Consider the following 13,198-nt stretch of genomic DNA (forward strand, 5'->3'; position numbering starts at 1 on the left):
TTTATTGATTTGCATTGAACAAGGAAAAGCGATAAAATAAAATCCAATAAAACATTTCAAGGATGAATTTCCAAAACCAAGAAATCAAGACGTTTAAATTAAAAATAAAGGAGACCCCGCCGCCGCTAAAGCGTCTTGCGGAAAGTCTCCCATAGTTCGATTATTCGAGGAAATCCTTGAGTCGTTTACTACGACTCGGGTGACGCAACTTACGAAGAGCCTTAGCTTCGATCTGACGAATACGCTCACGCGTAACACCAAATACCTTGCCGACTTCCTCCAGCGTTCTCGTCCGTCCATCGTCCAGACCAAAACGTAGACGAAGCACGTTCTCTTCACGTTCAGTCAATGTATCCAATACATCTTCGAGCTGTTCTTTCAGCAACTCATACGCAGCAGCATCCGCCGGAGCAAGTGCTTCCTGATCCTCAATGAAGTCACCCAGATGGGAATCATCTTCCTCACCAATCGGTGTTTCCAGAGAAACCGGTTCCTGTGCAATCTTCGTAATTTCACGAACTTTCTCTACACTCAGATCCATCTCAGCAGCGATTTCTTCTGGTGTCGGTTCACGCCCAAGTTCCTGCAACAGCTGACGGGATACCCGGATCAGCTTATTAATCGTCTCCACCATGTGCACAGGGATACGAATTGTACGCGCCTGGTCAGCAATAGCACGAGTGATCGCTTGGCGAATCCACCATGTTGCATACGTACTGAACTTGTATCCTTTTTTGTGGTCGAACTTCTCAACCGCTTTGATCAGACCCATATTACCTTCCTGAATCAAATCAAGGAACAACATTCCACGTCCAACGTAACGCTTGGCGATACTGACAACGAGTCGTAAGTTAGCTTCAGCCAGACGACGCTTGGCTTCTTCATCCCCGTTCTCAATCCGTTTAGCCAGTTGTACTTCATCATCTGCCGACAACAGTGGCACACGACCAATTTCCTTGAGGTACATACGGACAGGGTCATTGATTTTGATACCTGGCGGCAAGCTCAGATCATCATCAAAGTGGAATTCGTCCTCTCCCTCTCTGGTGTTGTTCTCGGAATCTTCACTAGGACGAAGTGTAACCTCTTCATTATTTTCATTCACTACATCGATACCCAGATCGCTCAGTTGCTCATAGAACTCATCCATTTGCTCTGCATCCTGCTCAAAAGGAGAGAGTTTCTCTATAATTTCCTTGTAATTCAGCGAAGCTCTTTTCTTACCTGATTCAATCAATTGATCTTTAACCTGATCCAGTGTCAATTCTGTTTCTAGTTCAGTATGCTGATCATTCGCCATAATTCGACTCCCTCCTCCCTAGAAACATCTAATCATCAGACGTTCACTGTCTCTCTAGGGCAATCATTTCAATTGCAATCTGTGCCGCGCGTACAGAATCACCTGCCCGCTCTGCAGCAATCATTTCTTCTTTTTTCAAATCGTACTCTTTCTTACGCGGATGCTTCAGCACTTCCCTGATGCAATCATCGAGCATTTGAATACTCCATTCACCTGGACCATCCATCATCGAGATTGAACTAACCGTCTTTTCCAGGCGATCGTCATGCAGTGAAGACATAAAACGGCTTGTATCCGACGGTTTGCCTTGCGCATAGTAGGCATATAGATAAGCAGCAATAGCTGCATGATCATCCAAGTTAAAAGCTTCACCAAGATGCTCATTCACGTACTGGGCAGCCTCATCATCCTGCAACATCCAGGCAATCAGTTTGCGTTCGGCAGCGTGATAAGCCGGCAACAGATTGGGTGTAGGCACCTGCCTATTTTGTTGCCTACCATTATTCCACCTTTTCGGGTTATTATCCCCAAACTGGAGGTTATTTTTCATCGCCTCCCGTTCTTCATTACACTCCTGCTTCAATGTTTCGAACGATACGTCCACTTCTGCAGCCAGTTCACGAAGATACACTTCCCTTTCTGTTGGAGAAGGTAAGGGTGCAATCAACTTTACTGCTTCTTTCGAATAGGCGATTTGTCCGCCACCCTCTAGCAGTATATGGCTTTTTTTTAAGTTTATAAGTTTAAATTTTGTAGTTGTCACGGCACCGTCCACAATCTGGTTTCGGAACCGTTCACCACCATGCTTCCGGATAAAATCATCCGGGTCAAGTCCCTCGGGAATGAGAGCCACTTTGACCTGCAATCCAGCTTCCTCAAGAATAGGGAAGTTTTTGAGTGCAGCAGCCTGTCCTGCTCTGTCGCCGTCATAACATATGATGACTTCGTCGCACATCCCTTTGAGCATCAGTGCCTGATTCTCGGTTAACGCAGTGCCCATTGCCGCTACACCATTCTGGATATCCTGGTCCCATGCGGAGATGACATCACCATATCCCTCGAACAAAATGGCTTGTCTTTGTTTGCGAATTGCATTCTTGGCATGATGCAGATTATAGAGAACACGGCTTTTGTTAAATAACCGGGTTTCCGGTGAATTTAGATACTTCGGTTGCCCATCTCCCAATATGCGTCCTGCAAATGCAATCGGCTTGCCGCTCCTGCCATTAATCGGGAACATAATCCGGTCTCGGAATCGATCAACATATCCCTGACCTTCATTTCGGGGTGACAGAAGTCCACCCTTTTCCATCTCTTCGAGTGGATAGTTACGTTTCTCAAGAAATTGTACCAGTGTGTCCCAACGATTTGGTGCGAAACCAATCTGGAACTGGTCAATCAACTTGTCGCCAAAACCTCTTGAGCGTAAATACTCCATGGCTGACTTGCCGTGCTCTGTATTTTTCAACAAAAAATGATACAGCTTCGCGGTAAGCTCATAAGCCTCCAACAGACGTTCTGTCTCCGGATTCACATGAGCAGATTCACGCCCTTGCCAGTCCCCCATAGAGATGTGACTTTCTTCCGCCATCGTTTTGACAGCCTCGGGAAAGGATAACCCTTCGATTTCCATCCTGAATTTGATGGCATTTCCGCCCGTGCCGCAACCGTAGCAGTAGAAAATTTGTTTCTCAGGTGTAACGGTGAACGAAGGCGTCTTCTCGGAATGAAAAGGACAGAGGCCTTTCATATACTTCCCCTGTTTGGTCAGATGCACAAATCGGCTCACCGTATCGACAATATCATTCTGCTGTAACACCGATTCAATAATACTTTCGGGTATACCGCCTTGTCCGGTACTCATCTCTGGCCACCTTCATCTCTTCAACACGTAAATATAATTCGATAAACTTACACATTCTCCTGCAAATCTTTTAAAAGTTTTGTCAGTTTATGTTGAAACATTTCTCGATCCTGCTCTGTGAAAGGCTTTGGGCCTTTCCCGTAATGGCCTCTTTTTCGTGCTTTGGCCGCAGTATGACGAGAATCCAACATGAAATCAATGTCACGATCGTTGAACTCACGACCACGAAAGGACAAAACATAACAACGTTTGCCAAGCGCAAGTGCCGCAAGTCCATAGTCCTGAGTGATAACCACATCATATGGCTTAATATGATTAGCAATATACAGGTCTGCGCTCTGATCACTGCGATCCACTTGCACGGTTCGTACCCCTTCTCCTCCTTGAAGCAAATGATCAAATGAAGAGACTAACAATACGGGGATGTTGAAAAGGCGAGCTGTTTGCGCAATCTCGGTTTTGACCGGGCAAGCATCACCATCCACAACAATGTGGCGTATATTTAACTCACTCAAACCCAGACCACCCGGTTTCATAAAATAGCTGCATATTGTTATATACGACCCCGGCCAGGCAAAATCCTTCTGCCGGAACGAGGGAAATCAAAGGCTAAAATACGGAGCGGTTGTCAAAAATACAATTCACAACCCGTTCCGTATATTTATACCCTCATATATCCTTCTTTAATACTGAATTTTAGCTTTGCGCCAAGTCTGTGGAAAAGGACTCATGAAATTCGCCCAATTACCAAACCAACTTGGAAAAATCAGCAAATCCTTTCAAGTCACGATCAATAGCCGCGAGTAAGGCAAGTCGGTTCGCCCGAACAGCTTCATCTTCAGCCATAACCATGACCGAATCGAAGAATGAGGTAATACCATCCTTCCAGGCAGATGCAATAGCCAGTGCTTCAGCAGCATGATGCTGAGTCAACGCCTGACGATATTCTGCATTCGTTTTGCTCCATGCCTCATGTAACTGACGTTCTCCATCTTCTGTGAACAGTTCTGGATGTACGGAAGCATTGGATGCTTTGGCCGCCAGATTACCCACACGGTTGAACGATTCAACCGTTGTTTTGAATGCGTCTCCTGTCATAACAGCCGCCATCAACGCTTCACCTTTTGGTACAACAGCGCTGATATCATCGAATCCGGAAGAAATTACGGCATCCACTACGTCGTAGCGAACTGTTTCGGACAACAATTTTTTCACACGAAGACCAAAGAAGTCTTGCAGATCTTTACGAACCTCTTCATCTGCACGTTTCAACAGGTTCATCTGGGCATGCACTTGAAGTGCTACTCCGAACACGTCTGACAATGTCAGCGGAAGCTTGTGATCCAGCAAAATCTGTACAATACCTGCAGCCTGACGGCGCAGCGCATACGGATCTTGAGAACCCGTTGGAATAATGTTGATGGAGAAACAACCCACGATTGTATCCATTTTGTCCGCAGCACTCACAATGGCACCAACAAGAGAAGCAGGGGATTGATCTCCAGCGAAACGTGGCTGATAGTGTTCAAATACCGCTTTGGCCACTTCTTCTTTTTCGCCAGCTTTACGAGCGTAATCCTCACCCATCACACCTTGCAGTTCCGGGAATTCTCCCACCATCAGTGTCACCAGATCGAATTTGCAGATATCTGCTGAGCGGCTAACGGATTCAGCAACATCACCGGATACTTGCAGTTTGGTAGCAAGTCCATCGGCAATCTTGCGAATACGACGCACTTTATCTCCAACCGTTCCCAATTCTTCCTGGAAGACGATACTTTCCAGCTTCGACAATGCATCCTTAATCTGTAGCTTCTGATCTTCCTCATAGAAGAACTTGGCATCAGACAGACGTGCACGCAGAACTTTTTCATTCCCTTTGGCAATAACGTCCAGTGAATCACTTCCACCGTTACGTACCGTCACGAAGAATGGCAACAATTGTCCTTCATTGTCCAGTACAGGGAAATAACGCTGATGCTCACGCATGGAAGTAATCAATACTTCTTGTGGAATATTCAAGAATGAGGAGTCAAATGTCCCGAACAATACGGTAGGTGTTTCCACCAGGAACAGAACTTCCTCCAGCAAGTCTTCCTTAATCGCGATATCCCATTTTTTCTCCGCAGCCAGTGCCTGAATCTGGGATACAATCATCTGTTCACGTTCCTGGATATCAGCAATGACATGTTCGGAACGCAACACTTCCACGTATGAAGACGGAGTGGAGATCACAGCCTCCTTACCGAGGAAACGATGTCCGCGAGTTACATTACCCGACTTAATACCTGTCACTTCCAGATCGATAACCTCACTGCCGAGCATAGCCACAATCCAGCGGATTGGACGTACAAATTTGAAATCATAGGAAGCCCAACGCATGAATTTTGGGAACGTCATGGCATGTAATACAGAAAGTAATCCTTCGCCAACTACAGAAGCCGTCTCCACACCTTTGCTGCTCTTCGTTGCATAGATATATTCGACACCGTTCAGTTCCTTGAACGTGAACTGGTCCGGTTCAACACCTTGACTGCGGGCGAATCCGAGTGCAGCCTTGCTCCAATTGCCACTGTCGTCCAGGGCAATTTTGCGTGAAGGACCTTTCACTTCTTCCTCGATATCTTCCTGCTTTTCAGCCACATTGTGAATCAAAACAGCCAGACGGCGCGGTGTAGCATATGCATTCACTTCACCATAAGCAATGCGGGATGCGTCAAGCCATTTCACGACACGCTCTTGCAGCTGTGCGATTGCTGTGCGCATAAAGCGTGCAGGTACTTCTTCCAACCCGATTTCGAACAATAGATCCTTAGACATGCTCGGCTCCCCCTTTCTTGATCAGCGGGAAGCCTAGCTTCTCACGCTCTTCCATATATGTTGCAGCGACTTGGCGAGCCAGATTACGAACACGTGTGATGTAACCCGTACGTTCCGTTACACTGATGGCTCCACGTGCATCCAACAGGTTGAACGTGTGGGAACATTTCAGCACATAGTCATATGCCGGGAATACCAGATGCTGCGCCATGGCCTTGTTTGCTTCTTCTTCATGCATGTTGAAGAGTGTAAACAGCATTTTGACATCAGATACTTCAAACGTATATTTAGAGTGTTCGAATTCTGGCTGACGGAATACATCACCATAAGTGATACCTTCCACCCATTCCAGATCAAACACATTCTCTTTATCTTGAATGTAAGAAGCCAAACGCTCCATACCATACGTAATTTCAACAGCTACCGGATTTGTCTCGATCCCACCGACCTGTTGGAAATACGTAAATTGTGTAATTTCCATTCCGTCCAACCATACTTCCCAACCAAGACCTGCACAACCAAGGGAAGGATTCTCCCAGTTATCTTCAACAAACCGAATATCATGTTTGAGCGGATCAATGCCAAGACGTTTCAGACTTTCCAGGTAAATTTCCTGAATATTGTCCGGAGAAGGCTTGATGATGACCTGGAACTGATGATGCTGGTACAGCCGGTTAGGGTTCTCACCATAACGTCCGTCCGAAGGACGACGGGAAGGCTCCACATAGGCCACTTTCCAAGGTTCGGGTCCAAGCGAGCGTAAAAAGGTCATCGGGTTCATCGTACCTGCCCCTTTTTCCGTATCGTATGGCTGGACAATAATACAGTTATGCTCGGCCCAGAATTGTTGCAGCGTTAGAATCATCTGCTGAAAATTCATAATCATGCTCCTTTTCAATGGTTTGTTAGCAAGCTTAGGACGGTGAAGACAACAATAAATAGCCCCCGTCCTACGCCTGTTGTACAGACGTAGGGACGAGAGCTATTCCCGCGGTTCCACCCTACTTGGCTTAGATCAAACAAGATGATCCTGTTCGTTCCAGCCCACTTTTCCGTGTCCATTCATGCTCCCGAGTGCCGTTTCAAAAACCGATTCAGCCAGGCTCCCACCATCCCCGACTCGCTCATTCATGATTCCCAAGTGTTATACAACGACTTGTCTCCATAAATGTAATAAATCCAGTCTTTTACTTTCTCGTTCAATGCATGTCTCATAAAGAGAAATTATATTTCATAATATATAAAATCTAGTATGAAGTCAAGATATAGTTTCACTTCCACCAAAACGCCTCAAATCCCGTACTTCTCCATCTGATCGAGGAAAGAACGGGATTTAAGATTCAGACCAAGCTGATGATCCATAAAGGCACGCATCAACTTTTTGATCTCATCACGGGTAGATTCACTCACTGATATATTCCCCAAGCGCTGCAGATCCAACTGTGCGAACAAACGCAACAACTTCAGAGCCTTTGGACTAACTGACATCGCTGGAGGATCGAAATGTTTGCATGCTCGACACAAGACGCCACCAAGTCTGGGACTTATAAACAACTGCTCATCTGGTCGCTCCTGGTTGCAGGAGATGCACTCATCGAACTGTGGACCATATCCGGATGCCTGTAATATTTTCATTTCGTACAGACTTATAATAACAACCGGATCTTTCTCTTCCTTCAACGCCTGCAAACACGCCTTTAACTGTTTGAACCAAAATGTACCTGTTTCCTCATCCTGAAGCACCCGATCCAATAGTTCACACGCATAAGAGGCATAAGAGGCCTTGACCAGATCTTCACGCAACTCATGATAGGATTCAACGATTTCTCCAGCATTCAGTGTACCTAGACCCGTATTGCGAAAATAAACATATTGACCAAACGTAAACGGCTGCACCAGTGCAGCATGTCGGCTCTTGGGCTTTTTGGCACCGCGGACGAGTACCCCTACTTTCCCGCCGCTTTCGGTGCAAAGTGTAATGATTTTGTTCCCTTCGCCGTAGTCCATGCTGCGGATGACAATGCCTTCCACCCTGTATAGCATGCCTCGTCACCTAACCATTCCCGAATCAGCCAGTTATCCTTCGGCTTCTTCATCTTCAATCACTTCCCTTGCATTATCCGACTCCTGTCCTAACGAGTTACACGCCTCGGTATATAACAAATAGGACTCCACGTCCCCCGTCATCGCAAAAACCTTCCACGAAAAATCTCGCATCGGAATTTCATCCTCTCTTCGGAAATGACGTCTGCATCTACCAAATAGGATGGAGTCTTGCAAGGTAAACTATGTGTTGCAATTACTGGATACAACTCGGATGATCAGTCGCGCCCGAAGCCAAGATCACGCAGAACTCGATCCTGATTTCTCCAGTCCTTTTTCACTTTGACCCACAGATCCATGAAAATTTTGGAGCCAAGCAAGTTTTGAATGTCATGTCGAGCTCGTTTACCCACTTCTTTCAGAAGGGCACCTTGCTTGCCGATAATGATCCCTTTTTGCGAATCCCGTTCCACAAATATGACAGCTGAGATATAAACGACACCGTTATCTTGCACTTTCATATCTTCGATCGTTACAGCAATGGAGTGAGGCACTTCTTCACGAGTCATTTGCAGAATTTTCTCACGAATCAACTCGGCACATACAAACTGCTCCGGATGGTCAGTAACCTGGTCGTCAGGATAGTACTGTGGACCTTCAGGCAGATACTTGCCGAGCTGTTCCAGTAATGTGCTGACATTATTGCCATGCTTGGCAGACACAGGCACAATTTCAGCGAAATCGTGTAATTTGCGATACTCTTCAATAAGTGGTAACAGCGCTTCCGGCTCAATTTTGTCAATTTTGTTCATAACGAGAATGACAGGCGTACGGATATTTTTCAGCTGTTCCGCAATATAGCGGTCACCACCGCCCATTCCTTCGGAAGCATCAATCAAGAATAAGGCTGCTTCTACTTCACTCAGTGTGTTCAAAGCGGTCTGGTTCATATAATCGCCTAATTTGGACTGACGTTTATGAATCCCTGGTGTATCCAGAAAAACGATCTGTTGATTGTCCGATGTATATACACCGTGAATTTTATTACGGGTTGTTTGCGGCTTGTCCGACATAATTGCAATTTTCTGTCCGATGACTTGGTTCATCAAAGTGGATTTACCAACGTTTGGACGTCCGATAATGGCTACAAAACCGGATTTGAATTTTTGTTTTTTCATATGTTCCTCCTCAGGCGCCTAGGCCTGGAATGTATTGGTTTATTTTTTGGCAGAATTCAGATCAGAAGGCCCAAAAGCCCAAGGTAACAGTTCAGCAACGGTGGTCTCTTGCAGATCACCTTTCAAATTCCCCAAGATGACTTTCATATCGGGTTCACACAGTTCGTACATGACCTGACGACATACGCCACATGGAGCAATCGGACCATCCGTGTCTCCCACAATGGCAATCGCTGTGAAGCTGCGAGGCTTCTGCCCACCTGCAATGGCACTAAACATCGCTGTACGCTCAGCACAGTTACCTGGTGTATACGCAGCATTCTCAATATTACAACCATGATGCACATGACCTTCACTGTCAAGCAAAGCCGCGCCAACACCAAAATGGGAGTAAGGCGTATACGCCTTCGTACGTGCCTTAATTGCTTCTTGCATTAACAAACCGTTATCCATTAATAATCTCTCCCTTAGGGTGCAATATAAAGTTAGTACCTACGAATTAAGTTCAACCAAAGCCAATTTTACACTAGCCACTCCGAGTCCAGAATAACCCTTCGATCGCTGTTACCCCCAGATTTTTTGATTCACTTTTTCAACGTGAAAATCCGGGGATAAAGGCGAACGCTTCGCTTCTACAGGTTTATTTCTGTCCTCTTCGTTATCGTGTAATGTCAACAAGTTCAACTTAAAAACGGTCTAACTTCACAAATTTGTGTAGTATTAAAATCACAAAACGAATCAAAGTTAATACAAAATCAGTACAAACCCAGCCAGCTCATCACCGGCTTAATGAAAACGATACAACCGATGATGACGGCGAATACCGCAGCCAGCAGAACTGCCCCGGCCGCGGTATCCTTTGCCGCTTTTGCCAGCGGATGGATATGGGGGTGTGCCAAGTCAACCGCTGCCTCTACAGCCGTGTTCATCAATTCAGTCACCAGGACCAAAAAGACAGCGGTCAGCACAAACATCCAATCCGTTCTTGAGATTCTGAAAAAAAAGCCGGCTACACACATCAAAATAGCCACTCCCGTGTGAACTCTCACATTACGCTGAGTCCGCAACCCATATGCGATTCCTTCCGCAGCATTGCGGAATACCAGACCCCAGGAGCGTCTTTTCATTATCGTGTCAACCCGGCCTGGGCCAATACCGCTTCTTGTTTGCCCATCATTTCAGCCTCACTCGCTTCATCCTGATGGTCGTATCCGAGCAGGTGCAAGAAACCATGGACAAACAGAAAACCAAGTTCACGTTCAAATGAGTGTCCATACTCTTCACTTTGCAGGATGGTCCGTGGTACGGAAATGATGATGTCTCCAAGAACATCCGGCATTTCTTCCATTTCTTCATCTTCGTCCAGCTCATAGATAATATCTAGTTCTTCATCCACCGTTTCGTTCATCGCAAAAGACAGTACATCCGTAGGACGGTCAATGCCGCGATAATCACGGTTCAACTCATGAATCTGCTCATCATTCACAAAAGTCAGAGCCACTTCCCCGTCTGCCACACCTTCCGCTTCTCCTGCGAGATTCAGCAATTGTTCCAGCATTGCAATCATCGGGTCTGTAATTTCTTTATCCTGTTGTTCATTATTCCATGCCAGGTTAAGACTCATTCTTTCATAACTCCTGTCTGCTCATATTAGAGGTTGTTCAAAAAAAACATTTCTAGCTTCATCCCATCTTCTCGGTACTGAAAACCAACCTTTTTGAACACGAACTATTATTGAATTAGCCTGCTTCGGGTGAAGTCGGCTTTGGTTTCTTGATCTCCTCCGGATATTCTATCCTGGAGTGGAAGATACCCATCACCGTTTCCTTCAATGTTCTGGCGACGATATCCAGTTCACGCATCGTAAGGTCACAATCATTGAATTGATGATCATCCAATCGTCCTTTAATAATCTTCTCAATCATGGACTCCACTTGCTCCACTGTCGGTTTGCGCAAAGATCTCACAGCAGCCTCTACACTATCAGCAATGCCAACAATAGCCGATTCCTTGGACTGAGCCTTCGGCCCAGGGTAACGGAAATCTTCTTCCGTGAAATCAGGCTCAACACCTGCTTCTTCCGCCTGGCGCAGTGCTTTGTGATAGAAATAGTGGAGAAATGTCGTGCCGTGATGCTGTTCCGCAATATCCCGAATAGGTCTGGGCAGCTTATAATCCTTCTGCATTTCCACCCCATCGCGCGCATGGGCAACGATAATGGATTTGCTCAGTTTCGGATCAATTGAATCATGTGGATTCTCCATATTGTTCTGATTTTCAATAAAATAGATCGGGCGCTTCGTCTTGCCAATATCATGATAATACGAACCGACTCGGCATAGCAATCCGTTAGCTCCTATGGCTTCTGCTGCTGCTTCGGACAGATTCCCTACCATAACGCTGTGATGATAGGTACCCGGTGTCTCCGTCAGCAACTTACGAAGAAGCGGATGGTTCGGATTAGACAGTTCCACCAGTTTGAGCGCTGACAAGATGCCAAATGAAGTTTCAAAAAATGGCATCAGCCCAATGACCAGTATGGCAGTTAATACGCCACCCGCAAATGCAAATCCAACACCGTACAGTGTCGTGGTTCGATTCCAATCGCCCGAGTCAATCAAAGCCAAGGTGAAGACGGCTATGGACCCGAACAGACAGACCATAATGGCCCCTTTCAGGATCGTTGATCGCTGGCTAGCCTTATGAGTTGCGAAGATCGCAACAAATGAAACCAATACAGCGAAGAAACCTAATTCGAAGTCAAAAAGCTGACCCTGATGGGTATTCAAAATGATGCTGGACAACATACCGATCAAAATCGAACATACAAAGGCAAGCGAGGTATCCAGTAACAAGGCAATTAACATCGCTCCTACCGCAACAGGTGCAAGGAAGCCAACATATGACCTCTCATTGGTCTGGATAATCGCCGTCACATGCATAACCACAATCGTAATAATAAAAATGAGAACAAGCATCAACAGCTGGGCATTATTATACTTAAAATGTGTTCCGCTGCCTTGCTGAATATACATCAGAATGGCTGCTGACAACAGGCAGGAAAACATAAGAAGTCCAAGCTGCGGCCAGTAGTTCACTTCATTTTTCAGCAAATCATTCTCACCCAGCAAAGTATACATCTCCGGGGTGATCATCTCACCCTTGGCAACTAATGTGTCCCCTTGCTTGATAAAGACGGTTTGCGTGTTCTCACGCGCCTGTACTTTGGCTTCCTTAGTTCCCTCTTCATCGTAGAAGCGGTTCGCGGTCACCACAAGGCGAGCAAGCTCTTGCACGACCTCACGTTGCGTACGCTTACCAAGAGAGCTGACACTCACCATCTCGGCTACTTTGGCACGAGCAGTGGTTGCATCGCTGATCTGATCCGTCATTAACCGGGCAACAATATCCCTCGCAACCGGCTTCATCTCCTGGATATCATCCGATGTCAGACGCGAGATTTTGATGTAAGTTTCTTCGGGAATACGGTAGCTTTGCTCCTGTACCACATTTCTGATTTCTTCCAAAAGAGTCTCGGAGTATGTACCGGCTTTCCGATTATTATTGATATAGTTGGTCACAAAATCCTTCTGGCGCTGTGGAATTTCATCCCGATAAATATCAATCTTATCCTGACTTGAAATCTGATCATCCTGATTTAATCGATCTACACGATCAAGCAGGGTAGTCATCAAATTTTCGTTTCGCAACTGGACAATCTGAAATATCGGCTGTACCCGTTCAGCAGCTTCTTCCTGTGCTTTGAGTGTGGCCTTATTATTCGGAATCTGCATGGGCGCAGCAATGTCCACTTCACTCCGTGTCCCTTCCTGAATATCATAGCGCTCAGGGAGCAGTTTGGAAGCCAGACTGACGTAGAAAAGAATCACCAGAAACAAAAACAGAAGATAGCGTGCCCACACGCTATACTTCCATCCTGTAGCCTTATTCTGAAAAGATTTGCCTTTTGACGGTTCCTTCGAGGTCACTTTA

The 13,198-nt window shown here is 46.0% G+C and carries 12 protein-coding genes; all 12 read right to left on the reverse strand.

Features of this window, described 5'->3' with window-relative positions:
* Positions 1–160 precede the first annotated feature (160 nt).
* Complete coding sequence (gene rpoD / locus C170_RS24255; protein ID WP_017687256.1) at positions 161–1,300, reverse strand: RNA polymerase sigma factor RpoD; 1,140 nt, start codon at positions 1,298–1,300, stop codon at positions 161–163.
* Positions 1,301–1,343: 43 nt separating this feature from the next.
* On the reverse strand, positions 1,344–3,164 hold the full coding sequence (gene dnaG / locus C170_RS24260) for a DNA primase (RefSeq protein ID WP_036615029.1): 1,821 nt from the start codon (positions 3,162–3,164) through the stop codon (positions 1,344–1,346).
* A gap of 47 nt (positions 3,165–3,211) precedes the next feature.
* Complete coding sequence (locus C170_RS24265; protein ID WP_017687254.1) at positions 3,212–3,679, reverse strand: YaiI/YqxD family protein; 468 nt, start codon at positions 3,677–3,679, stop codon at positions 3,212–3,214.
* Between the two features lie 229 nt (positions 3,680–3,908).
* A complete protein-coding gene (gene glyS / locus C170_RS24270; RefSeq protein ID WP_036615031.1) occupies positions 3,909–5,984 on the reverse strand; it encodes a glycine--tRNA ligase subunit beta in 2,076 nt (691 codons plus the stop codon).
* The gene (gene glyQ / locus C170_RS24275) at positions 5,977–6,864 is read right to left on the reverse strand and encodes a glycine--tRNA ligase subunit alpha (protein WP_017687252.1); all 888 of its coding nucleotides are present in this window, start codon (positions 6,862–6,864) and stop codon (positions 5,977–5,979) included. The genes glyS and glyQ overlap by 8 nt, the downstream gene beginning before the upstream one ends.
* 410 nt (positions 6,865–7,274) lie before the next feature.
* Entirely contained in the window at positions 7,275–8,027 is a 753-nt protein-coding gene (gene recO / locus C170_RS24280; RefSeq protein WP_036615032.1) for a DNA repair protein RecO, read from the reverse strand.
* A gap of 33 nt (positions 8,028–8,060) precedes the next feature.
* Positions 8,061–8,201: a YqzL family protein gene (locus C170_RS30570; RefSeq protein ID WP_074095877.1), complete on the reverse strand. Its 141-nt coding sequence runs from the start codon at positions 8,199–8,201 to the stop codon at positions 8,061–8,063.
* 104 nt (positions 8,202–8,305) lie between these two features.
* Positions 8,306–9,205 carry a GTPase Era gene (gene era, locus C170_RS24285; RefSeq protein WP_017687248.1) on the reverse strand — a complete coding sequence of 300 codons (900 nt, stop codon included), beginning with the start codon at positions 9,203–9,205 and terminating at the stop codon, positions 8,306–8,308.
* A gap of 39 nt (positions 9,206–9,244) precedes the next feature.
* A complete protein-coding gene (locus C170_RS24290) occupies positions 9,245–9,658 on the reverse strand; it encodes a cytidine deaminase (protein WP_036615035.1) in 414 nt (137 codons plus the stop codon).
* A gap of 302 nt (positions 9,659–9,960) precedes the next feature.
* Complete coding sequence (locus C170_RS24295; protein WP_017687246.1) at positions 9,961–10,332, reverse strand: diacylglycerol kinase family protein; 372 nt, start codon at positions 10,330–10,332, stop codon at positions 9,961–9,963.
* Positions 10,332–10,829, reverse strand: a complete 498-nt coding sequence (ybeY, locus tag C170_RS24300; RefSeq protein ID WP_036615036.1) for an rRNA maturation RNase YbeY — start codon at positions 10,827–10,829, stop codon at positions 10,332–10,334. The genes C170_RS24295 and ybeY overlap by 1 nt, the downstream gene beginning before the upstream one ends.
* A 115-nt stretch (positions 10,830–10,944) precedes the next feature.
* Positions 10,945–13,194, reverse strand: coding sequence for an HD family phosphohydrolase (locus tag C170_RS24305; protein WP_036615038.1), 2,250 nt, complete (start codon positions 13,192–13,194; stop codon positions 10,945–10,947).
* Positions 13,195–13,198: the final 4 nt, after the last annotated feature.

The sequence above is a fragment of the Paenibacillus sp. FSL H7-689 genome, assembly GCF_000517905.1.
Lineage (GTDB): Bacteria > Bacillota > Bacilli > Paenibacillales > Paenibacillaceae > Paenibacillus > Paenibacillus amylolyticus.

Bases quoted from the DNA above. Each gene is read 5' to 3' on its own strand.
- rpoD (WP_017687256.1), bottom strand. From the start codon at position 1,300: ATGGCGAATGATCAGCATACTGAACTAGAAACAGAATTGACACTGGAT.
- dnaG (WP_036615029.1), bottom strand. From the start codon at position 3,164: ATGAGTACCGGACAAGGCGGTATACCCGAAAGTATTATTGAATCGGTG.
- glyS (WP_036615031.1), bottom strand. From the start codon at position 5,984: ATGTCTAAGGATCTATTGTTCGAAATCGGGTTGGAAGAAGTACCTGCA.
- glyQ (WP_017687252.1), bottom strand. From the start codon at position 6,864: ATGAATTTTCAGCAGATGATTCTAACGCTGCAACAATTCTGGGCCGAG.
- recO (WP_036615032.1), bottom strand. From the start codon at position 8,027: ATGCTATACAGGGTGGAAGGCATTGTCATCCGCAGCATGGACTACGGC.
- C170_RS30570 (WP_074095877.1), bottom strand. From the start codon at position 8,201: ATGCGAGATTTTTCGTGGAAGGTTTTTGCGATGACGGGGGACGTGGAG.
- era (WP_017687248.1), bottom strand. From the start codon at position 9,205: ATGAAAAAACAAAAATTCAAATCCGGTTTTGTAGCCATTATCGGACGT.
- C170_RS24290 (WP_036615035.1), bottom strand. From the start codon at position 9,658: ATGGATAACGGTTTGTTAATGCAAGAAGCAATTAAGGCACGTACGAAG.
- C170_RS24295 (WP_017687246.1), bottom strand. From the start codon at position 10,332: ATGAAAAGACGCTCCTGGGGTCTGGTATTCCGCAATGCTGCGGAAGGA.
- ybeY (WP_036615036.1), bottom strand. From the start codon at position 10,829: ATGAGTCTTAACCTGGCATGGAATAATGAACAACAGGATAAAGAAATT.